20 protein-coding genes and 1 pseudogene are annotated in these 24,451 nt (G+C 72.2%); 8 read left to right on the top strand and 13 right to left on the bottom strand.

All coding sequences use genetic code 11. The annotated features are described in order from the left end of the window. Positions 1-218 precede the first annotated feature (218 nt). Positions 219-413: a hypothetical protein gene (locus AB0399_RS35225; RefSeq protein WP_366414063.1), complete on the bottom strand. Its 195-nt coding sequence runs from the start codon at positions 411-413 to the stop codon at positions 219-221. Between the two features lie 641 nt (positions 414-1,054). Here AB0399_RS35225 and AB0399_RS35220 point away from each other — a divergent pair. After that, a complete protein-coding gene (locus AB0399_RS35220) occupies positions 1,055-1,882 on the top strand; it encodes a hypothetical protein (protein ID WP_366414062.1) in 828 nt (275 codons plus the stop codon). Here AB0399_RS35220 and AB0399_RS35215 read toward each other — a convergent pair. Continuing rightward, positions 1,879-2,427: a hypothetical protein gene (locus AB0399_RS35215; protein ID WP_366414061.1), complete on the bottom strand. Its 549-nt coding sequence runs from the start codon at positions 2,425-2,427 to the stop codon at positions 1,879-1,881. The genes AB0399_RS35220 and AB0399_RS35215 overlap by 4 nt on opposite strands. Positions 2,428-2,640: 213 nt before the next feature. Between AB0399_RS35215 and AB0399_RS35210 the strand changes: the two genes are divergently transcribed. Both AB0399_RS35210 and AB0399_RS35205 read left to right on the top strand, forming a co-directional pair. After that, entirely contained in the window at positions 2,641-3,711 is a 1,071-nt protein-coding gene (locus AB0399_RS35210; protein ID WP_366414060.1) for a DUF3533 domain-containing protein, read from the top strand. A gap of 54 nt (positions 3,712-3,765) precedes the next feature. Continuing rightward, on the top strand, positions 3,766-4,179 hold the full coding sequence (locus AB0399_RS35205) for a GNAT family N-acetyltransferase (protein ID WP_366414059.1): 414 nt from the start codon (positions 3,766-3,768) through the stop codon (positions 4,177-4,179). Positions 4,180-4,288: 109 nt separating this feature from the next. Here the strand turns inward: AB0399_RS35205 and AB0399_RS35200 are convergent. From AB0399_RS35200 to AB0399_RS35190, 3 genes and pseudogenes are all read right to left on the bottom strand, one after another. Then, a pseudogene (locus AB0399_RS35200) lies at positions 4,289-5,497 on the bottom strand (Cmx/CmrA family chloramphenicol efflux MFS transporter); the annotation flags it as partial. Between the two features lie 225 nt (positions 5,498-5,722). After that, positions 5,723-6,679 (bottom strand): aldo/keto reductase, encoded by a 957-nt coding sequence (locus AB0399_RS35195; protein WP_366414058.1) that lies wholly within the window; start codon positions 6,677-6,679, stop codon positions 5,723-5,725. Beyond that, on the bottom strand, positions 6,676-8,574 hold the full coding sequence (locus tag AB0399_RS35190; protein ID WP_366414057.1) for a hypothetical protein: 1,899 nt from the start codon (positions 8,572-8,574) through the stop codon (positions 6,676-6,678). Before AB0399_RS35190 ends, AB0399_RS35195 begins: the two co-directional genes overlap by 4 nt. Positions 8,575-8,732: 158 nt before the next feature. Here AB0399_RS35190 and AB0399_RS35185 point away from each other — a divergent pair, with 158 nt between their 5' ends. Both AB0399_RS35185 and AB0399_RS35180 read left to right on the top strand, forming a co-directional pair. Next, positions 8,733-9,560: an amidohydrolase family protein gene (locus tag AB0399_RS35185; protein ID WP_366414056.1), complete on the top strand. Its 828-nt coding sequence runs from the start codon at positions 8,733-8,735 to the stop codon at positions 9,558-9,560. A gap of 332 nt (positions 9,561-9,892) precedes the next feature. Then, positions 9,893-10,630 (top strand): GntR family transcriptional regulator, encoded by a 738-nt coding sequence (locus AB0399_RS35180; protein WP_329373408.1) that lies wholly within the window; start codon positions 9,893-9,895, stop codon positions 10,628-10,630. A 63-nt stretch (positions 10,631-10,693) separates the two neighbouring features. Here the strand turns inward: AB0399_RS35180 and AB0399_RS35175 are convergent, their stop codons facing one another. The 6 genes from AB0399_RS35175 to AB0399_RS35150 form a co-directional block, all read right to left on the bottom strand. Next, positions 10,694-12,694: a right-handed parallel beta-helix repeat-containing protein gene (locus tag AB0399_RS35175; RefSeq protein WP_366414055.1), complete on the bottom strand. Its 2,001-nt coding sequence runs from the start codon at positions 12,692-12,694 to the stop codon at positions 10,694-10,696. 49 nt (positions 12,695-12,743) lie between these two features. After that, positions 12,744-13,658, bottom strand: coding sequence for a carbohydrate ABC transporter permease (locus tag AB0399_RS35170; RefSeq protein WP_329373410.1), 915 nt, complete (start codon positions 13,656-13,658; stop codon positions 12,744-12,746). Between the two features lie 9 nt (positions 13,659-13,667). Continuing rightward, a complete protein-coding gene (locus AB0399_RS35165) occupies positions 13,668-14,507 on the bottom strand; it encodes a sugar ABC transporter permease (protein WP_328473699.1) in 840 nt (279 codons plus the stop codon). Between the two features lie 98 nt (positions 14,508-14,605). Next, positions 14,606-15,853 carry an extracellular solute-binding protein gene (locus AB0399_RS35160; protein ID WP_366414064.1) on the bottom strand — a complete coding sequence of 416 codons (1,248 nt, stop codon included), beginning with the start codon at positions 15,851-15,853 and terminating at the stop codon, positions 14,606-14,608. 635 nt (positions 15,854-16,488) lie between these two features. Next, positions 16,489-18,510, bottom strand: coding sequence for a heparinase II/III family protein (locus tag AB0399_RS35155; RefSeq protein ID WP_366414054.1), 2,022 nt, complete (start codon positions 18,508-18,510; stop codon positions 16,489-16,491). 5 nt (positions 18,511-18,515) lie between these two features. Continuing rightward, positions 18,516-19,775 carry an alpha-L-fucosidase gene (locus tag AB0399_RS35150; RefSeq protein ID WP_366414053.1) on the bottom strand — a complete coding sequence of 420 codons (1,260 nt, stop codon included), beginning with the start codon at positions 19,773-19,775 and terminating at the stop codon, positions 18,516-18,518. A 155-nt stretch (positions 19,776-19,930) separates the two neighbouring features. Between AB0399_RS35150 and AB0399_RS35145 the strand changes: the two genes are divergently transcribed. Then, complete coding sequence (locus AB0399_RS35145; RefSeq protein WP_329373417.1) at positions 19,931-20,707, top strand: ribonuclease activity regulator RraA; 777 nt, start codon at positions 19,931-19,933, stop codon at positions 20,705-20,707. Positions 20,708-20,978: 271 nt separating this feature from the next. On the opposite strand, the gene AB0399_RS35140 is transcribed toward AB0399_RS35145, so the two are convergent. Together AB0399_RS35140 and AB0399_RS35135 are read right to left on the bottom strand one after the other, a co-directional pair. Then, complete coding sequence (locus AB0399_RS35140) at positions 20,979-21,371, bottom strand: VOC family protein (protein WP_366414052.1); 393 nt, start codon at positions 21,369-21,371, stop codon at positions 20,979-20,981. Beyond that, positions 21,368-21,670 (bottom strand): metalloregulator ArsR/SmtB family transcription factor, encoded by a 303-nt coding sequence (locus AB0399_RS35135; RefSeq protein ID WP_366414051.1) that lies wholly within the window; start codon positions 21,668-21,670, stop codon positions 21,368-21,370. The genes AB0399_RS35140 and AB0399_RS35135 overlap by 4 nt, the downstream gene beginning before the upstream one ends. A 178-nt stretch (positions 21,671-21,848) precedes the next feature. Here AB0399_RS35135 and AB0399_RS35130 point away from each other — a divergent pair, with 178 nt between their 5' ends. Together AB0399_RS35130 and AB0399_RS35125 are read left to right on the top strand one after the other, a co-directional pair. Then, positions 21,849-23,240, top strand: a complete 1,392-nt coding sequence (locus AB0399_RS35130; protein WP_366414050.1) for a VCBS repeat-containing protein — start codon at positions 21,849-21,851, stop codon at positions 23,238-23,240. A 395-nt stretch (positions 23,241-23,635) separates the two neighbouring features. Next, on the top strand, positions 23,636-24,445 hold the full coding sequence (locus AB0399_RS35125; protein WP_329373423.1) for a serine protease: 810 nt from the start codon (positions 23,636-23,638) through the stop codon (positions 24,443-24,445). The last annotated feature ends 6 nt before the right edge of the window (positions 24,446-24,451 follow it).

Below are 24,451 nucleotides of genomic sequence, written 5' to 3'. Positions count from 1 at the left end.
GCCGGGTCGCGCCCAGGCCGGCGAGACCCGGCCGCCGCTGTTTCCGCAGGCGGTACGGCCCGGCCCGGCAGGGGAGCAGGCGGACGATTCTGCGGGTTCCACGCGGGCGACGAGACGCGCTTCGGCACGGACACGGTCCGCCGACCCCCGGCGGTTCGACCCTGTTGCCGCGCGCCGGGGCCGATGGGGCGAACCCGGCAGGGGCCGGTGTGCTGTGGTCAGGCGGTGGGGGTGTGCGCGAACTGGTCGGCAACGCTGCGCGGTTCACGGCCGAGGAGTTCGGCGAGCAGCGGGTCGGTGCCGGCGAAGCGGCCCTCGGGGGCGGACTGGAAGGTGGTGAGCGTCATCCGGGCCATCGCCTCCGGCGTGCCGGCCGCGACTTTGGCCGCGACCCACTGCTCGTCGTCGAGCACGACGCGCCTGACCTCGCGGCCGGCCGGCCTTCGAAGCCAGGGCGCCGACGGCGTCGAACGTCACGGCCCGGCGGGCGGTGAGGGTGACCGGCTCCTCGAACGTCCGCTCCCCGCTGAGGAGGGCCGCGGCCCCCTCGGCTGCGTCGGCGCGGTCGGTCCAGGAGACCGGCCCGTCGGCCGGGGCGGTGATGGTGCCGCTCTGCTGCCAGCGGCCGAGCAGCCAGGCGAGGCTGTGGGGGTGGAGCCGTTGCGGAGCGAGGTCCAGGCGATGCCGGAGCCGTCGAGGAGTTGGCGGGCCTCCCGGCGGATACCAGCGCCCGGCGGGGCCGGTTGAGGTTGCCCTCGGTGCGAGGTGCACGGGGTGGACGCGTGGAGCGGTGGCTGGTGCCGTGACCGGAAGGGTTCACCGGTTCGCGGCGCCCGGTACGGCACCTCGCTGCGTTGTCGGAGTCGCTAGACTCGTCTGACGACGTGTCACGGAAACCTGGCGCGGGCGCGGATGGTTCGCGCGGGGGTGGCTGCGTGTCCAGGGGGGAACATGGTCAGCGTCGACGGAAGAGTGACCGCACCGCCGGGGCGGGGGGACGAGCGCGTCGGGGTGCTCCTCGACGGTTTCCGGGTCCATGTAGGCGGTCGAGCCGTTGATCGGTGAACCGGAGGTCGAGGGCGACGGGGGAGACCCGGAGGGCGCGTGGACGGAAGGCGCGTCCGCGGACGTGGTGCGCGGCGGCGTCAGGGGTGCTCGAACGCGGCCGTGGCCGTGGGTGCTGGGGGCGGTCGTCGCGACCTCGGCCGTATGGGCGCTGGTGCTGCAACTGTCCGGGTACGGGAAGGAATCCGTCCCCGACCTCCACCACTACCGGATCTCCGGGAGCCCTTGCGGCGGCTCAAGCCTCAAGCCGCTGACCGACGCGCTCGGCGCGGGCCACGTCGAGGTGTTCCCGGCCGATACGCAGACCGGTCCGGCGCTCGACCAGGCCGCGTGCACGCTCACCGCGCAGCGGTCCGTCGGGACCCACTGGCAGGCTTCGTACAGCACCGTCGTCACGGTGCAACTGCACAAGAAGACCGACCCCGCTGCCGAGTTCGACGATGTCGGCAGCAGCCGGCACACCGTGGAGCCGGTCGCGCCCTCGGACGACGGCTCGGGTACGACCACGGCGATCCTGGCAACCGCTGGGTCGACGCACGTCGTTCGGGTGCCCGATCTCGGGGACCGGGCTTACCTGCTGACCAGCGGCCGTGACGAGACCCTGACCGTCCTGCACGGCGGCGCGGTGCTCACGGTCGCCGTCGACGTGCAGGAGAAGTGGACCGGCCCGGGCGCGGTACCGCCCCCGGACGCCGACGGAATCCCGCAGCGGCCACCCCGCCAGGCCGGCTACCGGGCGGCCCTCGTCGCGACGATGCGCGGTCTGATGTCCGCGCTGTCCGGGCCCGCCACCCAGGCCAGGAATGAGACTCCCTAGGTCAGGAACGAAGCGGACGTGGACTCCTTGACCTGCTGGACCCGGCGCTGGAAGGCGTGCAGGACCTCCTTCTCGTGGAGCCAGGCGGCGTGGCGGCGGTGGTGGCTGGGGGAGGCCGGGTCGGTGGTCGCGTCGGGGGTGGCGCGCAGGGCGCGGATCGCCTGGCCGATCTTCTGTATCGCGTCGCACCATTGACGGGCCGGCTCCTCCAACTCGGCGCTGCACCAGCGGACTTCGTGGGTGGCCATGAGGGCCGCGCTGATGGAGACGCTGAACTCCCGCTCCTGGCTGGTGCCGTCGTGACCGCCGATGACGGCCGCCTCGAACTCCACGACGGCCTGTATCGCGACGTACCCCTTTTGATGGAAGGCGTTGCAGGCCGTGTCGATCGCCTCGATGGCGGCGCTGCGCGCGCGTAACGCCTGTTCGTGGGCGGCCTGTCCGCGCGCGGCCCGGCCCGCCGCCCGTGCCCCCGCGACCGCCCCCAGCGCGCCCGCCGCGCCCGCCACGCCGGCCGCGAGGATCGCGGCCACCCCCTGATCCATGCCGAGCATCCTGCCGTCCCCGGCAGGTGGACGCCAGAGGGGCCTGGCCCGCTGCCCGTTCGGAGGGTTTCACCGGTGCCCGCCTCCACCGAATGGGGCGTGTGGGCCGGTGCGGCGGGCGCGTCCGAGGCGTCGGGCGGCGCGGGCGGCGGAGGATGTGCCGGGCCCGGTCGTGCTGGTGCGGTCGGGCGTGCCGCTGGAGGGAGAACGCTGTTGCCGGGCGAAGGAGATCGGGCAGGACAGGACGAGGTGGGCGCGCGCGGCGCGGTGGCGGAGGTGCGGGACGCGATCACCGTCCGGGCCGCACTGATCATGCTGGGCGTCCTGCTCCTGCAGTTGGGGTTCGCGCTGTCGTACATGGGGGCCTTCCATGCGCCCAAGGCGCACCGCGTGCCGGTGGCGGTGGTGGCGCCGGCGGCGCTCGAAGGCAGTACCGTCTCGCGGCTCAACGCGCTTCCGGGTACGCCGCTGGCCGCTACCGCCGTCGCCGACCGGGCACAGGGCCGGAAGCGGTTGCTGGACCGGCGTGCCGACGCGGTGTTCCTCGTCGACGCGACCGGCCGTACGGACACCGTCCTGGTCGCCTCGGCGGGCGGCCCGTCGGCGTCCGACGCCGCCACCAAGGTCGTGCGGGTCGTGGACGGCAAGCAGGGCCGCCGGATCACCGTGCGGGACATCCGCCCGCCGGCGTCGGGCGACTCGCGCGGCCTGTCGTCGTTCTACCTGGTGCTGAGCTGGACGATCGGCGGATACCTCGCCTCGTCGGCGCTGAGCATGGCGACCGGCTCGGCCCGTCCGACGCTCCGACGCATCCTGGTGCGGCTCGCGGCGATGGTGCCCTACGCGTTCATCTCCGGCATCGGAGGCGCGGTCATCGTCGGCCCGGTGCTGGACTGCCTGCCCGGCGCGTTCTGGGAACTGGTCGGTATCGGCACCCTGGTGGTCTTCGCCTCCGGCGCCGTGGGCGTCGCGCTCCAGTCGCTGCTGGGCACGATCGGGCTCGGTGTCACCATCCTCATCTTCACCGTCCTGGGCAACCCCAGTTCGGGCGGCGTCTACCCGGCCGCCCTGCTGCCGCCGTTCTGGCGCGCGATCGGCCAGGCGCTGCCCCCGGGCGCGGGCACCACCGTCGTACGCAACACCGTCTACTTCGACGGCCACGCCACCACCGGTTCCCTGTGGGTGCTGGGCGCGTGGGCGTTCGGCGGCCTGGTCGTCGCGATCGGCTCCGCGGCGGTCCGCCACCGGCGCACCCGACGCACGTCCGTCGCACCGGCGACCTGACGCCGGCGGAAAACCGGGAGGCGTCGGGCGAGCCGGGCGGCATACGCTCGCGCCATGACGATCACGTACGTGTGGCGGGACGACTTCGACAACGCGGCCGTCGACGCGCTGCATGCGGCGGGCTTCGGCCACCCGGCCGCGGGCGCTTCGGGCCCCTCGGGCACCGACTGGCAGGCGCAGCTACGGCGCCACAGCCTGGGCTGGGTCTGCGCCCGCGACGACGGTGACCTCGTCGGGTTCGTGAACGTGGCGTGGGACGGCGGTGTCCACGCGTTCATCCTGGACACCGTGGTCGCGGGCAGCCACCGCCGTACGGGAATCGGCGCCGGGCTCGTGGCCGAGGCCGCCCGCCAGGCGCGTGCCGCCCAATGCGCATGGCTGCACGTCGACTTCGAGGAGGACCTGCGGGCGTTCTACCTCGATGCCTGCGGGTTCAGGCCGACGGCCGCGGGGCTCATCGCGCTCTGAGCCCGCACCGCGGCGGCAGGCCCGTACCTCAACTCCGCTCGCCCGCACGGGGATGCGCGCCGTCCGGCTCGACGGTCCTGGCGACGTCGCGGCGCACCTCGTCGCTTCGGCTCGTCACGATCGCACGGCGGTGGGGGAGCGCGACCAGCAGGGCCGGCAGGACGAGCAGCCCGCTCGCCCACAGCGGCCCGAGGTCCCCGGCCGGGGTGGTGAGGGCGGCCGCTGCGACCAGCGGCCCGAGCGCGGCGCCGACGTTGAGCGCCGCGGTCGCGTACGCACCGGCCATGGTGGGCGCGGACGCGGCCGCGTAGAGGACCCGCGTGATCAGGGTGCTGCCCAGCGCGAAGGACAGCGCGCCCTGGACGCACACGAGGGTGCACAGGGCGACGGGGGAACCGGCGAGCAGTGCCAGGGCGGGCCAGCCGATGAGCAGCATCGGGCCGCCGACCGCCACGACCAGCCCGGGCCGCCGGTCGGCCAGGCGCCCGGCGACGGTGACCCCGGCGAAGGAGCCCGCGCCGAAGAGCATCAGGACGACCGGGACCCACATCCGGCCCAGGCCGGCGGTGCCGGTCGTGACGGGGGCGAGAAAGGTGAAGCTCGCGAAGGTCGCCGCGTTCACCAGCGCGCCGAGCAGCATCGCCAGGATCAGCTGACGGCTCTTCAGTTGGGCCAGCTCCGACCGCAGCGGCGGCGTACCCGGCGTACCCGGCGTAGCCGTCGCACCTGGCGTACCCGGCTCACCCGGCGTACCCGGCCCGGCGCGCCCCGCTGCTCGCTCCGGGACCGCCTTGAGGATGCCGAGCGCCGCGGGCAGGCAGAGCGCGGCGACGGCCCAGAACGTCGCCCGCCAGTCCAGCAGCGTGCCCAGCACCGCGCCCGCGGGGACACCGGCGACGGTCGCCAGCGTCGTGCCCGACAGGAGCACGCCGAGCGCGCGGCCCTTGCGGTCCGGCGGGACCAGGGCGGTGGCCGTCGTCAGCGCCACCGCGAGGAACCCGGCGTTCGCGAGCGCGGCGATGACCCGGGTGGCGAACAGGACCGGGAAACTCGTGGTGGTGGCGGCCGCGGCGTGGGCCGCCGCGAACACCAGGAGGAACCCGAGCAGGCTCGTTCGGCTCGGCAGGTTGCGGGCGAGCGCGGCCGTCAGCGGGGCGCCGACGGTCATGCCGACCGCGAACGCCGAGGTGAGCGCGCCCGCCGTGGCCACGGTCACGCCGAGGTCGGCGGCGAGGTCCGGCAGCAGGCCGGCGAGCATGAACTCGGACGTGCCCATGGCGAAGACGGCCAGGGCGAGCAGATACAGCGCGAGGGGCATGGAGTGGCTCCGAGGTGAGGCGAAACGTGAACAGGACGTCTCGTCACCGCGGTCAGCCCACGGGCAGGCACCTCGTCCGGCCGCGCGACGCGGCGGGACGACCAGGGCTGCGAACTCAGCGGTTCAGGGGGCTGACGGCGTGACCGAAAGCCCCCACCGGGTCCGACTCGGGGCTCACCATGCCCCGCACGCTACCGGACCGAACCGCCGGCTCGCACCGTTGGACTACCCGGCCACCAACTCCCTTGGCACGAAGCCCTCGTCGGCCAGGCGCCGCCACAGCTCGTCCGGCACGGGCGTCCGCGCCGCCTCGGCGTTCGCCGCCACCTCGGCGGCCGAACGGCAGCCGACGACGACGGAGGTGACCGCCGGATGCAGGTACGGGAACTGGACGGCCGCAGCCGGCAGCGGCACCCCGAACTCGTCGCACAGAGCCTGGCAGCGACGGGCCCGGGCGAGCGCCTCCGCGGGCACCGGACGGTAGTTGAACATGGCGTCGTCCGAAGGGTCCGCCAGCAGACCGGTGTTGAAGACCCCGCCCACCACCACCGCGGTGCCGGTCTTCGCGCACAGCGGCAGCAGCGTGTCCCTCGCGTCGTGGTCGAGCAGGGAGAACCGGCCCGCGATCAGGACGACGTCCACCTCGTAGCCGGCCACGTACGCGGCGAGCGGCGCGCTGTGGTTCATGCCGAACCCGATCGCCTTGACCAGGCCCTCGTCCCGCAGCCGCCGCACGGCCGTGTACGCGGTGTCACGGACCTCGTCGGCGTAGTCGTCCGCGTCGTGCAGGTAGAGGATGTCCACCGCGTCCCGCCCGAGGCGTTCCAGGCTGGACTCCAGGGACTCGCGGATGCCCCGCTCGGTCCAGTCGGTGACCACGTCGGTGCCGGAGCCGTCGGCCCGCGGCCGCAGCAGCCAGCCGGTCTTGGTCGAGATCACCGGCCCGGTCACCCCGGCCGGCTCCAGCAGCCGGCCCAGCCGCTCCTCCGCCTGGCCGTGGCCGTAGCGCGGCGCGGTGTCGAAGTAGCGGATGCCGGCCTCGGCCGCGGCCCGCAGCGTCGCCGCCGCGTCCTGCTCGGTCACCTCCTCGAACAGCCCGCCCAGCGGGGCGGTGCCGATCCCCAGCGGGGGCAGGTCGAACGGCAGCCGGGACGGGGTCCTTCGGGCCAGGGGCGCGGTCATCGGGCCACCTCCCAGGGGGAGTTGCGGGCGGGATCGGCGCCGCGCAGGGTCATCGTCAAGGTCAGCCGCACCCGGGTGCCGCCGGGCAGCGCCACCTTGCAGTAGCGGCCCTCGACCGGGAGAGCGGCGCCGTCGTCGGCGCGGACGGTGTGCAGCACGTGCTCGGCGAACGAGCCCGCCTGCAGCAGGACCGTGCGTGCGGCGGCGCCGAGGTTGACCAGTTCCACCACGGTGTGCTCGGGCCGGATGTCGGACACCAGCGCGGCGACGTCCGCGGGCAGCCCGGGGCGCTGCTCGACGGGGTCGTGGTAGCGCACGTGCAACTGGGCCAGGCCGCCGTTGTAGAGCACCTGCGGTGCGCCGGTGGTCAGTTGGAGCAGCGCCTCGGTGACCACCGGGTTGAGGTTCTGCCAGTGGTGGATGCCCAGGGCGTCGGGGCCGACGGCCGGGTCCACGTCGTCGCGCTCGATCGCCTCCACCCGCTGGGCGCAGACCGCGAGGGCACTGGCCAGCATCCGCTCGGGGAAGTCGGCGTTGCGTCCGTTCAGGAACTCGTGCCAGGGCTCCTCGTGGCCGCACTCGTCCTTGGTGCGCTGGGTGTGCACCGCCGCCCAGTCCCAGCGGGACCCCTCGCGCAGCCGCTCGACCCGTTCCGCGTCGCCGGCGTCGCGGCTGAAATGCCACAGAGACAGGGGGAGTTGGGTCGGCATGACGGTGAAGTCGAACCAGCCGGAGTCGTTGTGGCGCTGCGGCACCATCAAGGTGCGCTCACCCGGGATCGTGCCCAGGTGCGGACGCCAACGGCTGCCGAGGGTGCCCATCTCGCCGGCGGTGCGCTGCTCGGCGTGGCGCAGGACCGCGTCCAGCGGGTTGCGGGCCAGCTCCAGGAAGCCGTCGTCGCCGGTCACCAGGCTCGCGTTGACCGAGCCGACGATCGCGGCCGACGCGACCGACGACAGCCCGTGCGGCCACGACCAGCCGTAGTGCCCGCCGTACCAGCGGCCCTCCAGGTACTCGCCGACCTCGCCGCCGAGCCCGGCGTTGTCGGGCACGACCTCGCGGCCGGCCAGCCGCTCCCGCCAGGCGCCGACGTACTCCGCCACCCAGTCCGCGTAGCGCCGGTCGCCGCCGAGCAGCCAGGCGTTGGTGGCGAGCGTGGTGGAGGCCACGTTGACGAGCGTGTCGCCGCGCCCCATCCGGTCCCACATCACGCGTCCGTAGGCCCGGGCCTTCTCCGGCGAGTCGGCCAGCTCGTCGAAGGAGGCGACCCCGGTGCCCCAGTCCAGCGGCAGGCCGTAGGGCCGCAGCGCCAGGCTCCAGGGGAAGTAGACGTCGTGGTCGCTGAATCCGGGGCGCGGGCCGCCGGTGCCGGTGTGCGGCGCCCGGACGACCCGGTGCTCGGGGTCGTAGTTGGGGCCGCCGGGCAGGTAGACGTCGGCGAACCGGCAGGCCAGCTCCCGCAGTTCGGCGTCGCCCGGGTCGGCGAGGCACAGGCCGTAGAAGAGCAGCATGCCCTCGCCCTGGTGGAACCAGTCGTAGCCCCGCTCCAGGCCGTCCACGACCAGGCCCATCTCGGTGAGCTGCCGCGTCACCCCGCGCCAGTGCCGGCGCGCGGCGGGCAGCAGGTCCGCGCTGCCGCCGAGCAGGTACAGCGTCGGCCAGTTGAAGAACGGCTCGTAGAAGTCGTCCACCCCGTCGCGGTCGTCCAGGCCCCGGCCCAGCGAGTCGCGGAAGACGAGGCGGCCGTCGCCCTCGGTGTAGCGCTCGGCGAACACCCGCCACGCCTTGTCCTGGACGGCGAACAACTCCCGCTCCAGCGCGGCCCACCGAGGTACGGCGGTGACCTGGCGGGTGGCGGTCAGCTCCGGTACGCGCGCGGCTTCGGGGGCGGTCATCGGCCCGCCGTCCCGCGGTCCGTGCCGTCGATCCGTTCAACCCCGAGTATCGGGTACACCCGGCCTCCCATAATCGCCCATCGATAGCCGATTACTAGACTTCAGTGCGGGGACGGCTGTGTCAAGAGCCGTCGACGACCCTGGAGAAGGAGCCGACCATGATCGACTGCCATGCCCATCTGTGGGACCCGCGCCGGGGTTTCCCCTGGATACGGCCGGGTTCCGCGCACTACCGGCCCTTCACGGCGGACGACCTGGCGGACGCGGGCGCGGGCAAGGGCGCGGGCCTGCGCGGGACCGTGCTCGTCGAAGCCTCCCGCGGTGACGCGGCCGAGACCCTGGACCTGCGCGAACTGCGGCTGCGCCGGCCGGATCTGGTCGCCGGATACGTCGGCAACCTCCATGTGCACGGCGACGCCGGGCCGCACCGCTTCGGCACCCTGCTCGACGCGTGGGGCGACACCCGGCCGAACGGCATGCGGATCGGCGGGCCGGCCTGGAAGGACACCCCGGAACCGGCCCGGCGGCTGGTTCCCGTGCTGGCCGAGGCCGGCGTGGCACTCGAACTCAACCTGGGCGAAGGGGCCTTGCGGACCGCGGCGGAGGTGGCCGCCGCGCACCCCGCGCTCGCCGTGGTCGTCGACCACCTCGGCAACCCGCCCAACCTCCTCAAGGAGCCCGGGAGTTGGTACCAGGACCTGGAACTGGCCGCCGCGGTGCCGAACGTGCACGTGAAGATCTCCGGCCTGCTCACCCAGCAGCACGGCGTGCCGGCCGACCGGACGACGCGCCTGGTCCGGCAGGTGGTGGACGCCTTCGGCCCCGACCGCTGCCTGGTCGGCTCGGACTGGCCGATCTGCCTGCCGCGCGGCTCCCGGGCGCAGTCGCTGGACGCGGCCCGGGCCGGCCTGGCCCATCTGCCCGCCGCGCGGCAGCGGGACGTCCTGCACGCGACGGCCGTCCGCGTCTACGGGTTGCGCGGTTGACAGTGCTCGGGCCATCCTGCTTCGATTCAGTCGATCGATAGGCGATAGGTGAGGACACCTGTCCGCCCGGGCCGGTGCACGCCGCCGCCCCGCTCGCCGCGTCCGCGCGGCCCGGGCGGGCCGGCGGGCCGACCGGAATCCGATCGACATCCGATCGGACGGCCCGGGCGAGGCCGCCGTACGCGGGGTTGCCACCCGGGTCGGACCCGAGCCGGGCGCCGCGCGGTGCGCGAGCCCGGCGGCAGGTGTGCGAGCTTGGGCGGTTATCCATCGATAGACGATAAAAGTGCGTACCATGGAAGACTCGCCCTCAGAGCGCAGGATTGGGAATCATGGCATCGAACCCGTCGGCTGACTTCGTCTCCACGCTGGCCACCAACAAGGACCGGTTCAGAAAGACCCTGATCTCGGACCAGGTATACGGGCTCCTTCGCCAGTCCATCGTCGACGGCGAACTCGGCCCCAACGACCGGGTGGTCGAATCGGAGATCGCACGGCGGCTGGGGGTCAGCCAGGCACCGGTGCGCGAAGCGGTCAAGCAACTGGCCCGCGAGGGCCTGCTGATGCACGTCCCGCGCCGCGGCCACTTCGTCGTGGAGATCTCCTCCCAGGACGCCGAGTACGCCCGCCAGGTGCGCGAACCGCTGGAACGCCTGGCCGCGCAGCTCGCCACCGAGCACATCACCGAGGAGCAGCTGCACGCGCTCGACGAGCTGGTCGAGCAGATGCACGGCGCCGTCAAGACCAACGACGTCGGCCGGTTCCGCGACGCCGACATCGAGTTCCACACCCTGATCAGCCAGAGCGCCGGCAACCCGTTCCTGGCCCGGATGTGGGAGGTCATCGAGCCCAGCCTGCGGACGCTGCGGGCCATCGCCGACCCGCTGTTCGAAGGCGACTGGCACGCCATGGCCGACGAGCACGGCCGCCTGGTGGGTCTGCTGCGCGCCGGTGACGGCGAGCAGGCGGCCGACGCGTTCGCCGACCACGCCGCGGGCCGCGGCCCGGTCCCCGACGCGCGGCCGAAGCAGGCCCGCAAGAAGACCGCTGCGGCCAAGCGCCGCGGCTGAACCGGACGCCCAGGTGCCCGGGCCGGCGAACTCCGCCGGCCCGGGCACACCTGTCTCCAGCCGTCAACGGCGGGCGCCCGCCGTCCACTTCGGCGCACCGTACTGGTAGGCGCCGAGGCTCGGAACCGCGTCCGTCGAGCCGTCGTTGATCCCCGCCAGCGGGATCGCCTGGTTGCGGGCCGGCGACGCGGCGGTCAACTCGTAGTCGTGGCCGGCCGCGTCCACGAAGAGCGGATCGACCGTGGGATCGAGGTTGTTGGACATCAGCAGCCCACCGTCGGTGGCACCGTCCGAGCCCGTGATCGTCCCGATGTTGTTGTAGATCTTGGTCCCGGTCGACTGGTTCGTGCCCTTGACGTACATCATCGTCATGCCACCGGTGTTGTTGTACACGCCGTTGTTGTACGACCCGGAGCCCAGGCCGTTCAGCATCACCGTGCCTTGGAGGTTGTTCCAGCCGACGTTGTTCGCGATCACCAGGTCGCTCTGCCCGTTGTCCGCGTAGACACCGGCGACCGCGAACGGCGTCACCCCCGGGGTCGGCGTGCCGTCGTGCAGCAGGTTGTGGTCGACGGAGGTGCCCATCATGTCGGCGCCGCAGCAGGTGTAGATGCCGGCGGTGTCCAGGCTGAGCCGGGCGTACTGCGAGATGTCGTTGTACGCGATCCGGTCCTTGTCGGCGGTGAGCCCCGCGTTCGTCCCCCACTGCAGGTTGATGCCGCTGCGGCCGACCCGGTAGATCGTGTTGTTCATGACCGTCTGGGAGTTGCCCATCACGGCGATGCCGGCCGCGTAGGTGCCCATGTAGTCCACGTCGTGGATGATGTTGTCGGTGGCGGTGTTGTTCTGCCCGCCCAGCGCGATGCCGTTGCCGGCGCTCAGCGACAGGTCGCTGTTCACGATCGTGTTGTTCGTGCCGTTCAGCACGATGCCGGTGTCACTGATGCCGCGGTCCACGCTGGAACCGCAGTCCGTGGTGCCCTGCGTGATGTCGGTGTAGTGCGACAGGTAGCTGCCGGTGATCGTGTCCAGCGTGTCGTGGCTGGTCGTCGACCCGGTCCTGATCGTCGAGGCGAACAGGTCGACCCCGACGACCGAGGTGTACGACGCGTTCGTCAGGTCGAAGGCGAGCTGCCGCGCCTTCGCCTCGACGGTGTGCTGCGCCGGGCTGTCCGTGCTGTAGAGGTACAGGCGGTGCGCGGTCGGGTCGTAGAACCACTCACCGGGGTTCGCCAGCTCGCCGATCTTGCCGGACAGCGAGTAGCGGGTGTCGGTCGGCACCACCTTGTGGACGCACGGTGGCGCGGCGGCCAGCGTCACCGAGCCGGCGTCGGAAGCGGCCACGGTGGTGGTGGCCGACACGTACCAGTAGCCGGTCAGCGCCCGCGCGCCGTTCCAGTACCCCGCGGGGCGGGTCAGCGAGGCGTCGTCGATGGTGGCGTCCGCGCTGCCGGCACCGGCGTGCTCGATGGTCGGGTTGAGCAGGTCGAGGCCCGGGTAGGGCCACTGGGCCTCGATGTCCATCTGCTTGTCGGTGAAGACCTGCACCGTGGACGGGTCGCTGCCGAGGTCGACGCCGGTGCTCCAGACATGGCCGGCGGCCACCGCGTCGCTGAACGCCGAGTTCAGCGCGTAGGGGTCGCTCTGGCCGATGGTGGTGACGTCGGCGCCGGTCACCTGCGTCCAGCCGGCGACGCTGGACGCGCCGCTGATCGTCACCTTGGCGCCCGCGGCCGCGCGGTAGGTGATGGGCAGGCCCGAGCTGCCCGAGTGCGCGGGCACGACCGTCTCCTGGTAGGTGCCCGACTCGATCATGCAGGTGTCGCCGGCGACCATGACGTCGGCACACTTCTGGATGTGCTGGAACGGCGTGCCGGAGCTGAGCCCGCCCGAGGTGTCGCTGCCCGACGGCGAGACGTAGTACGTCTGGCCCGTCTCGGCGGCGTGCCGGTGGGCACCGCGGGCGTCGGCCGGGGCGGCCGCCACCATCGACAGGACGGCCGCCGCGGCGGTCACCGCGGTGAGCAGGCCCCGGCGGGTGCGGGTGTGCGATCTGTTGAGCACTCCACTGTCCTTTCTCCTGACTGGACTGATGGGAACCGGCCGGGCGGTGTCATCCCTTGACCGCGCCGACCGTGAGACCGCTGATGATGTGGCGCTGCATGTAGATGAAGAAGATGACCACGGGGGCCACCGCGAGCAGCAGGTTGGGGAAGACCTTCGTCAGGTCGGTCGAGTACTGGCTGATCCCGGCGTAGATCGCCGTCGTCACCGTGTAGTGCCCGGACGACGGGCTCAGCAGGATCTGCGGACTGATGAAGTCGTTCCAGATACCGATGGAGTTGAGGATCAGCACGGTCACGACCGCGGGACGCATCAGCGGGAAGATGATGGTCCAGAAGGTCCGGTACCGGCCCGCGCCGTCGATGGTCGCCGCGTGGTCGATGTCCACCGGGATGGTGCGGATGAAGCCGACGAACAGGAAGATGCTCACCGGCAGCGTGGACGCCACGTCGTGGGCGACCAGCCCGGTGACGGTGTTGGCGAGCCCGAGGTCCCGCAGCACGTAGATCACCGGGATGATCACCGCCGCGCCCGGGATGAAGGTCCCGGCGAGGAAGTACAGCATCACCACCTGCGTGCGCCGCTTCATGCTCCGGGCGATCGCGTACGCGGCCGGACCGGCGAACACGATGCACAGCACGTCCACGGCCACGACCAGGAACAGGGTGAACCCGTAGCCGCCGATGACGTTGTACTGCGGGCTGTGGATCGCCGCCGACAGGTGCGCGAACGTCAGACGGCTCGGCACCAGCGAGAAGGGGTTGTTGAGAATGTCGGTCTGGGACTTGAAACTGTTGACCACCAGCAGGTACACCGGCACGACCATGACCAGGAACAACAAGGTCAGCAGCAGCCAGCGCAGCGGGGAGCGCGCCTCCCGCCGCTCCTCGCGCGTGGGACCGTCACCTCCGGCGACCGATGTCGTCCTGCTCTTGTCCCGGGGCTCCGCCTCCAGCACGGCCATCACCGCCTCCTAACCTGTCGCAGCTTGATCTTGGCGGTTGCGCAGTGCCGTCACCACGAGGGCCAGCACGGCGGACACGACCATCAGGAACACCGCCTGGGCGGTCGCGTATCCGACCTTGGTGCTCTCGAAGGAGCGGGCCAGAATGAGGTACGAGAACGTCTGGGTCGAACCGGCCGGCCCGCCGCCGGTGAGGCTCACCACGATGTCGTAGGCGCGGATCAGCCCGACCAGGTTGAGCACCGTCGCGATGGTCACCACCGGCGCGATCATCGGGATGACGACCCGCAGGTTGGTCTGGCGCCGGTTCGCGCCGTCGATCGCGGCGGCCTCCAGCAGTTCGGCGGGCACCGTCTGCAACGCCGCCACGAACAGCACCACGTTGAACCCGAACCCGGCCCACACGATGACGGCGATCAGCGAGATCAGCGCCATGTGCTCGTCGAAGAGGAAACCGACCGGGTCGACGCCGAACTTGGCCAGCGTGTTGTTGATGGCGCCGTTGGTGCCGAGGATCGCCGCCCACAGATAGCCGAGGATCAGCGCGCTGATCACATGCGGGAAGTACGCCACGGCACGGAAGAACGAGTTGCCGCGGGAACGCCCCTTCAGGATCAGCGCGTACACCAGGCCCAGACCCACCTCGAACACGGTGCCGAAGACGGCGATGAGCGCCGTCACGTACCAGGACTGGGTGGAGTTGGGGTCGTCGAACAGGTGCCGGTAGTTGGCCAGGCCGATGAAGTCGGCGGAGGAGAAGCCGTTCCAGTCGGTCAGGCTCAGATAGATCGCGACCCCGACCGGTACGACGGTCAGCACCGTGTACAGCACCACCGCCGGGCCCATCATGGCCACGGAGACGGCGGCCCCCCGGATGCGGGTGGCCCGGCGGCTCGGCGCGGGTCTGCCCGGGCCGGGGACAGCGCCGGAGCGCTGCCCCCGCCGTGTCAGCTCTGCGAGTTCCACCACTTGTCCAATCCGGACGCCGCGCTCTTCGCGGACTTACCCGAGAACAGCGACTGGATCGTCGTGTTGAGCTGGTCGCTGTAGCCGGCGATCGGCTGGTTCTTCCCCGACTTGACGATCACCGAGGGCGCCTTGTCCAGGATCTGCTGAACGGACTTGCCGAGGCTGGACATCGGGTAGTCGAAGCCCTGCCGCAGGTTGCCGTCGGCGGCGAGCTGGCTCTTGACCGCCGCGGGGTCGGTGACCAGCCACTTGACGAAGTCGATCGCCGCGGCCTTGTGCTTGGAGTGGTTGACCACGACGTACGGGTCGGAGATGTTGCCGAACTGGCCCGAGGGGTAGGCGCCGTCGGTCGGCATGGAGAACACGCCGATCCCGTCGCTCTTCTTGGCCTGGTCCGCGGCGGGCACGAAGTACGAACCCATGATGTACATCGCCGACTTGCCGTTGAGGAACGCCGTCTGGCCGTCCGCGTAGGTCAGACCGAGCGCGCTCTTGTTCAGATAACCGGAGTCGATCCAGTTCTTGTAGTCCTGGAAATAGGACGTGTAACCGCTGTCGGCGAATTTGACCTTGCCGTCATTGCGCTTGGCGACCCATTCCGGGTCCGCGGTCATCACGCCGGCGTCGGCCATCATCGAGAACTGGGCACCCGTCACCCACTGCCCGGCGGTCTGCAACGGGGTGTATCCCGCGGTCTTCAACTTGCCCATCGCGGCGGTGAACTGAGCCATCGTTTTGATACCCGACGCGTCCACGCCGGCCTTGGTGAAAGCGGCCTTGTCGTAGAAGACGAGCGACTGGATCTGCTCGCCCACACCGACCACGTACCGCTTTCCGTCGATCGCGTACTGGTCGGCCAGCGGGGTCTTCGCCGTCCAGGGCTGGTCGGTCAGGTCGGTGTACAGGTCCACGTCGTCCGCGGTCGGCGTGATCTGCTGCGCGATGTCCGGCGGGTCGCCCGCGGCGAGGTCCTGGGTGAGTTTGGCGTTCGCCGATATCGTGCCGGTCAGTTCCAGCTTGACCTTCGTGCCGGGGTGCGCCTTCTCGTACGTGTCGAAGAGCGTGTTCCAGTACTGCTCGGTGAGGTTGGGAGTGATGTTGACGATGACGCGGAGGGTCGTGCCCCCGGCGGAACTCCCGGAATCGTTACCACCACAGGCCGCGGCCGATGCCATTACCAAAGGGGCCGCGGCGAGAGCGCAGGTGCGGCGCCAGATCTTTCTCATCAGAGACACGCTCCGTTGCGTAGTCATGAACACAGACGGCCGAGATCGAAGCACACGATTTCGGCGGGGTCAACTGCCCGCAGGAGACCGGGAAATCGGTTCCGGCGGTCCCGACCGCAGGGTTCTTTATTGCGTCGACGAAAGGGTCGCTTGCTGCGGGAACCGCCGTGCGGCGATTCCCGTGGGGCCACCGACCGGCTGTGGTGCGGGCGGTGGGAATTGCTGCGGCCTGGCGGGCGTGGCCCGCCGGCCGGTCCTGGGCGAGCCGGCTCCGCGGGGGAGCGGTACGGCTCGCGTGTGGTGCGGGCCTTCCGGCCGTCCCCTCACCGGTGGGGAGGGGACCCGTCCGCCCGGCGCGGTGCCGTCCCGCGGGACACGGGACGCCGGCCGCCGCGCGGGCGGGTGCGGCCCGGACGCCGGCACGCGTCCCGTGCCGGCCTCTGGTCCGGGCCGGCCGCGCGCGGGAACCGGCCCGGTGCGCGGTGCGGATGTCAGGGCCGCACCGCGCGGCCACGAAGTGACGGCCCACGGCCTCTGGTGGAGTCGCATGGACCTTCACCTCCAAGGATTATCGTCTATCGATTACTGATGCTATGTGGGCCGCCCCGCATGTTCAAGAGCCGTGCAGCAAGCCCTTACCTTCCGTCGGACCGGCGCCAACGCACGCAGATCCGGCCGGAGTCGGCGGGCTCCGGGACCGTCAGGGTCAGCCGGGTGAGCCGGTCGCCCCAGCTCAGCCGCACCTGCGCGTCGTCCAGTTCCCGCGGCTCGATCGCGGCGACGGCGATGCGCGGGTCCCACTCCATTCGCAGGGCGGGACCCGAGCGCGCCGACACGAGCGCCCACCCCTCGCCCAACTCGGCGTCTCCCGACAGGACATGACGAAGCGTCAGTTCTGCGCTCGGCCCTTCCCAGCGGTCCTCCACGACCACCTCGGCCGGCTCGCCGCCGGCGGCGCGGACCAGCCGCACCTCCCGCTCCCAGCGGGCCACCAGGCCCGGCGGATAGGCGCCGCTCAGCTCGGCGCGCAGCGCGGTGACCGCGTCGTCGAGCCGTACGGTCACCTCGCGAGCGCCGTGTTCGGCGCCCGGTGCCTGCCCGCCGCCCGGCTCGGGGACGTTGTGCCACGCGCTCTGGAACGGCCAGTCCTCGTAGCGCCGCGGCCCGAAGGTCTGCGCGGTGTAGACCGGCCGCCCGACATCCACCACCAGCGGCCGGCCGTCCACCGCCACCCAGTACGAGCCGACGTCCAGGTGGTTGTGGTGCTCGCCGTTGTGCCCCGCCTTCACCGCCATCGCCAGCCCGGACGACGTGCCCGCCGTCTCGCGGGCCACCAGGAGTTGCAGGCGCGGCAGCCAGGAGGCGCGCGCCAGCCAGGAGGCGCGCGCCAGCCACGGCGCACCGTCCTCGGCCCGCTCGGCCCGCTCGGCGGCCTCGGGGGAGAGGGCAGCCCCGGCGGTGACCGCGGCCTCGGCGGTGACGGCACGGCACCACCGCGCGTCCGCCAGCGCGGCCAGCGAGCGCCCGAGGCCCCCGACGTCCGCCACGCCACCCGCCTGCCGGGCCGCGGCCACCGCGTGGGCGGCCGTCTCCGCCTGGCCCAGCCGTTCGCCCCACCGGAACACCACCTGCCAGGGCCGCCCGCCCCCCAACCGGGCAGGCGCGTCACCGACGTTGACATAGAAGTCCGCGCCGAAGTGCATCCGCTGCGGGTACCGCAGCACGTGCGGCAGCAGCGGCAGGTCTCGCGCGTCGAGCCGCGTGCCGCCGGCGTCGGCGAGCAGGTCCAGCGTCTCCAGCACGCGGCACGCCCCCGCGAACCAGTACGCGATGCCCTCGTCGATCCCGCCGTCGTCGGGCAGCGCGACCAGGTAGTGGTCCAGGTCCCGCACGGCCAGGCGGACCAGGCGGGCGCGCCGGGTGTCGTCGTCGCAGAGCAGCAGCGCCGAGGCCACGACGGCACTGTGGACCCAGGGGTTCCAGTTGTTGGCGCTGCCGTCGGCGCCGATCCAGTGCCAGTCCCGGACCTGTTCGAACGGTGTCAGCACCCGGATGTCCACCTCGCGGCGCAGCCGGCGCCGCACGCCGGGCGCCCTCCGGTCGAGGTGCGGCCCGAGCACGCGGTCCGCCCACGCGAACAGCGCCGCGACCTCCGCCGCGCCCAGATCGAGGAACGGCTGCTCCGGATCGGGGACCACCTCCCCGCGGGAGGAGGTATGGCGGTCGTGCGGCGCCCAGCACCAGGTGCTCGCCTCGGCGAAGGCGGCCAGCCCGTCCACGGCGGCATCCAGATGAGGGCACCCCCCGGGCGCGTTCGCGTCCGCCACCTCGCCGGTGAGCACGGCGGCCAGCACCAGCAGCGTCACCCGCTCCCGCAGCGCCCTGGCCCGCCCCTCGTAGGCGTCCCGATCGCCGTCGCGCAGCGCCCTGGCCCAGGCCGAGGCGGTCAACGACGGCGCCGGGCAGGCCAGTTCGGCGCCGGCCAGGGACAGGACCTCGGCGCGTATCGGTTCGGGGACGGCGTCCCACACGGACCGGTCGGTCACGTCGGGGACACCGCAGCGCGCGGCGGGGCCGGCCGACAGCGGATGTGCGGGTGCGTCGTCGAGGGGCTGGTCCAGGGCCGGTGCCAGGCGCTCGTACAGGGGGCCGGTCACGGCGATCAGCCCTCCCCGTCCAGCGCCAGCTCGATCACCGGGAGCAGCACGTCGGGCCGGGCGATCGGCACCGTCAGCGTGAGCGTGTCCCCGCTGCGGCCGGGAGGAGCCAGGTTGTTGTGCTCGTGCTGGGCGCCGTCGAGCCGGCTGAACCGGACCTCCGACCCGTCGTGCAGGAACTGCGCGTAGCGCACCCGGCCCGCGAGTCCGGGCAGGTGGACGTGCTTGAGCGGCCAGGTCGGCAGATGCAGGTAGAGCCGGTTTCCCGCCTGCGTGTACAGGCCCTGGCTGGGCGGCTGGTACGCGCTCGGGCCGGCGCCGTGCACGGACCGGGCGTGCGCCCCGCTCCACTCGCCGAGCTGCCGCAGCGTCTCCCGGGCCCGCGGGTCCAGCGCGCCGCGGCCGGTCGGGCCGACGTTGAGCAGCATGTTGCCGCCGCAGGCCACCGACTGCACCAGCATCCGGACCAGCAGGCCGGGGTCCTTGTAGTCGTGGTTGTCCCGGTCGTAGCCCCACGACCCGTTGAGCGTGTGGCACGCCTCCCACATGACCGGCACGCCGTCCCGCTCCAGCGGTTCGTCCGGCTGGTACTGCTCGGGCGTCACGTAGTCGCCCGGGATGCCGAGCCGGTCGTTGACGACGATGCCGGGCTGCAACTCCCGTACCGTGCTCAGCAGTTCCTCGGCGCCCCACTCGGCGGGCCCCATCCCCGGGTAGCTGAAGTCGAAGAACAGCAGGTCGATCTGCCCGTAGCCGGTGAGCAACTCACTTACCTGGTCGTGCAGATACCTGCGGTACTCGGCCAGGTCCCGGGGTTCCTGCTCCGCCGGCGTGCCGCGCAGCGGATGGTGGCGGTCCACCGGGAAGTCGGGGTGGTGCCAGTCGAGCAGCGAGTAGTACAGCCCGACCCGCAGCCCCTCCGCCCGCATCGCGTCGGCGAACTCGGCCACCAGGTCCCGGCCGGTCGCGCGTGCCGAGGTGTAGTCGGTGAGCGAGGAGTCGAACAGGCAGAACCCGTCGTGGTGCTTGGCGGTCAGCACCGCGTACCGCATGCCGGCCTCCCGGGCGGCCCGCGCCAGCTTCCTCGCGTCGAACAGGTCCGGGTCGAAGTGCTCCAGGTAACGGTCGTACGCCTCCTGGGACATGGCCTCCCGGCTGCGCACCCACTCGTGGCGCGCCGCGAGGCTGTAGAGCCCGAAGTGGACGAAAAGTCCGAAGCGCGCGGCCCTGAACCATGCGAGGGACGCCGGGGTTGGGGTGGGCACTGAAGTCTCCTGCTGTGGTTGACAGTTCTTGTCGGTCGGCTGTTATCTACCATCGATAGGCGATAATGTCACTGATGGTTGCGTGCAGAGCTGTGCGCAGAAAGGCGTGGCGGATGAACCCGACAGGGGATCAGGGAGCGCCGAAGGTGGGGGACATGCAGACGTACGATTCGATGCTGGCGCCGGTCCACACCGCGTCCTACGTCCGGCCGACCGAGCGCATGCTCACGGCACTCAAGGGGGTGAGCGCCGCGACGGCCTGCGCGAAGCTGCACCAGAGCGGCATCACGCGGACCTTCATCGACGGGCCGGTGCCGCTGCACAGGGAACCGGACGTCACGGTCATCGGCGGCGCCGTGACCTTGGAGTTCCTCCCGCAGCGCGAGGACGTCTTCTCCGGCGCCGAACAGGAGGACGCCGAGCGCAAGACCGCGCTGTGGGGCGTGCTGGAGTCCATCCAGCCCGGCGACGTGCTGGTGGTGTCGGCACACGGCAGCCACTTCACCGGCTGCCTCGGCGACATGCTGGTGCGCTACTTCAAGCTGCGCGGCGGCGCGGGCATCGTGGTGGACGGACGGGTCCGCGACGCGGCCCGGATACGGGCGCTGGGCGTACCCGTCTGGTGCACCGGGGTGACCCCGCACTACGCGTCCCAGACGGAGCTGTTCCCGTCCGCCTTCAACGTGCCGGTGGGTGTCGGCGGTGTCCTGGTGACCCCGGGAGACCTGATCGTCGCCGACGAGGACGGGGCGGTCGCGGTGCCGCAGGCCAACGCGGTTCCGCTCGGCGAGGACTCGCTGGCCCACCAGGACCGGGAGATCTTCGCCCGGCAGCGCCTCGACGAGGGCGGACGGCTGTCCGACTACTACCCGCTCACCGGCGCGGGGCTGTCGGAGTACCTCGTGGGACGCGCGGCGGAGGGCGCGAGCTAGTGCCGTGACCGGAAGGGTTCACCGGTTCGCGGCGCCCGGCACGGCACCTCGCCGCGTTGTCGGAGTCGTCCGAGTACGGCCCCGTACGAGGACGATCCTCCGCCGTGCGAGGCACCGCACCGGACACCGCGAACCAGGCAAACCCTTCCGGCCGCGGCACCGGACAGAGAGTTCCGTCCGGCCAGGGCGATGGTCGCGGTCTTGCCGTATGGGGCGGCGAGGCCGCGCCGTCGGTGGGGCGGCGTCGACTGCGGCCCCTTCGGCCGGCCGCCTACTGGGGCGCTGTCGCGATCTGGATGAGGTTGCCGCAGGTGTCGTCGAAGACGGCGGTGGTGACGGGGCCCATCGTCAGGGGCTCCTGGGTGAAGCGCACGCCGAGGCCGAGCAGCCGCTCGTACTCCGCCCGCACGTCGTCGACGGCGAACTGGGCGAGCGGGATACCGTCCTTGACCAGCGCGTCGCGGTAGGGCTGCACGGCCGGGTGGCCGGCGGGCTCCAGGAGGAGTTCGGTGCCGTCGGGCTCGTCCGGCGAGACGACGGTCAGCCAGCGGTCCTGCTCGCCGAGCGGCACGTCGTGCTTCTTCACGAAGCCGAGGATCTCGGTGTAGAAGCGCTCGGCTTCGGCCTGGTCGTCGACGAAGACACTGGTCAGATGGATCTTCACGGGGCGCTCTCTTCCGGTGCGGAGGTGTCGGGCACGGGCCATCGCTCGGCGATCCGCCGCAGCGGGGCCGTGTCGAGGTCGTGGAACTTGTAGCGGCCCTCCCGCCTGGTCACGACGAGCCCGGCGGCCTCCAGTACGGCGAGGTGCTGGGAGACCCCCTGACGCGAGATGCCGAGCGGGTGCTTCATGGTCAGGCGCGCGCAGATCTCGAACAGCGTCTGCCCGGACTTCTCCGCCAACTCGTCCATGATGGTGCGACGGGTGGCGTCGGCCAGGGCTTTGAAGAGGTCGTCTGCCACCACCTCAGGATAGGCAAGCGTTCACTTGCCTATCAAGTCGAGGACCGCCATGCTCGGGCTCGTCCCGCGATCGCGGGTGCGGGTCCGTGGGTGTTCGGGTGGCCCGGTCGGCCCGGTCGGCCCGGGTGGATCGGTGGCGCAGGGCAACCTTTCCCGGCCGTCCCGAGTCTGCGTTCCCATGCGCAAGCGGATTGCCGCGGGTGTCGCGGCCACGGTGTGCTGGGCGATCCTGGGCCTGGCGGGCTGCTCGGGCGACTCGTCCGGAGGCAGCAAGGGCGCGGCTCCGTACGACTTCGACGGGACCGGCAAGGACGGCCTCGTCGTCACCAACAGCGAGGCCACGGTCGACGGTCTGCGGTACGGCGGGTACGCCGCGGTACTACCGGGCAGCGCTCGCGGCCCGGACCCGAAGCACGCGCGGATGCTGACGCAGAACGGCGTCGGCGCGGGCCCCGCGGACCAGGGCGCCTACTTCGGGGCGAACGCGACCTCGGCAGACCTGGACGGCGACGGCAAGGCCGACCTCGTCGTCCAAGCCGGCTACAGCACGCTGTTCGTGGTGTGGAGCGGCTCCGCGGCAGGCGGCAAGCCCGCGCGGCTGCACGGCACCCGGCCCTTCACCGGCGACTTCGACGGCGACGGCCACGCCGACCTGATCGCCACCGTGGGCGGCGGCCACGACGACGGGTCCTCGACCGAGACCATCTTCTACGGGCCGTTCAGCCGTTCCGGCAAGCCGGCCCGCACCGCGACCGTGAAGATGCCGATGGACGAGAAGGGTTTCCAGAGCGAGAACGTGGTGGCGGTCGGCGACGTCAACGGGGACGGGCGCGACGACCTGATCACCTCCTGGGCCGCCGAGTACACCGACGTGGCCCACACCCCGCGCGCCACGGTCGTCTGGTACGGCACGCGCAAGGGGATCAGCCGGGGCCCGCGGCTGAAGGACGCCCAGGGCAGGGACGTCTACGGCAGCTCCTACGGCGAGCCCGTCACCGTCGGCGACTTCGACCACGACGGCTGCGACGACATCGCGGTCGGCCTGCCCGACGAGTTGCGCTCGAACGACGAGGAGCCGGTAGCGCCGACGGGCGGCAGCCGGTTGACCGTGTGGTACGGCAGCGAGCACGGCACCGCGCGCAAGCCGGTCACCTTGACGTCCAGGACTCCCGGGCTGCCCGGGGCACCTGTCGCGGACGGGTTCGGCAGCCTGCCGGTGGCGGGGGATGTGAACGGGGACGGCTACGCGGATCTCGCGTTCGTCGCCCAGGCCGGCAAGGACTCGGCCGAGCTGCTGGTGCTGCTCGGTGGCCCGCGGGGGCTGACCACGTCCGGTGCCCAGCACGCGCCCCGCAAGGGTGTGACGGCGATGGCGATGCTCGACACCGACGGCGACGGGCGGGCCGACCTCGTCACCGGGGCGCCCTACCTGCGACCCCAGCGGCTGACGGTGCTGCGCGGCAGCGCGACCGGCCTCGACCTGCGGCACCCGGTCACGATCGGCTCCGGCGACCTCGGTACGGCCGTCCCGCCCGACGGCCCGGGCTTCGGATCGGCCTTCGGCCACTGAACGGCTCATGCCGGCGGGGCGGTGACGGCTCCCGGCGGGGCGACCCGGAGGACGGCCGCTCCGGAGGCCGAGCGGGTGCAACCCCGGTTCACCCCGGAGCGCCGGGCGTGCCGCCGACCGATTCTGTTTCACCCGGATGGGGTGGTTTCATCCGGGCGGAAGTCGCGGGACTGCTGTTCCGGGTGGGGATCGGGGGGTAGCGTTCCGGGTCGTGCCGCGGAACCGGCGACACGCCGGGTGGTCGGTCCGGCGGCACGTGCGGATGGGCGTGCGGGCGGGAGGATCGTCCGTGAGTTCGCGGGTCCAGGGGGTACCCGTCCCCCGGTGCGCCGACCAGCCCACCCGCCGGCTCCGCTGCACCCGTCCGACCGGCCGTTCGAGCGAAGGGTCCTCCCATGGTCAGGTTCTCCCGCGCGAGGGTGATGACGGTGATCGCGACCGCGCTGGCGGCGGTGGGGATCATGTCCGCCGTCCCCGCGCTGGCCGACCCGCCCCCGCCGCCGCAGACCCCCACGGCGACCACGTTCGACGGGACGCCCACCGTGGGCCCGCTGTTCCGCAACGGGCTCGACCAGCACCACGGCTGCACCGCCAGCGTGGTGGCGAGCCCCCGCCACGACCTTCTCGTCACCGCCGCGCACTGCGTCACGGGCACCGCCGCCGGCTGGCAGTTCGCCCCCGGCTACCGCGGCGGCCAGACCCCGTACGGCGTGTGGACCGTGACGCACGCCTACATCGACCCGCGGTGGGCCAGCGGCCAGGACCCGCACTACGACTACGCGATCCTGCAGGTCGCCGACCAGTCGATCGGCGGCGTCAAGACCGCGATCCAGGACGTGACGGGCGGCAACGTCCTCGCCCCCGCGCCCCGCGCGGGCCGGAGCATCACGGACGTCGCGTACAACTCCGGGATCGACGACCTGCCGATCCACTGCGCCACCACCGCCACGTACACGGACGGGTTCCCCGGCTTCAACTGCCATGGCTTCGTGGGCGGCAGCAGCGGCAGCCCGTGGCTGGCGAAGGTGCCGGGCACCCATGTCACCGAGGTGGTCGGTGTCATCGGCGGCCTCTACCAGGGCGGTTGCTACGAGTACACCTCCTACTCCTCGCCCCTCACCTGGCAGGCGGACAAGCTGATCCTCCGCGCGACCCTGGGCCGGCACCCCGACGTCGTGCCGGCCGCCGGCAGCGACGGCTGCTGAGCCGCC

This window comes from Streptomyces sp. NPDC088194, assembly GCF_040702025.1.
Lineage (GTDB): Bacteria > Actinomycetota > Actinomycetes > Streptomycetales > Streptomycetaceae > Actinacidiphila.
Note: the sequence above shows the minus strand (reverse complement) of the source record. Positions and strands in the feature narration are given on the sequence as shown.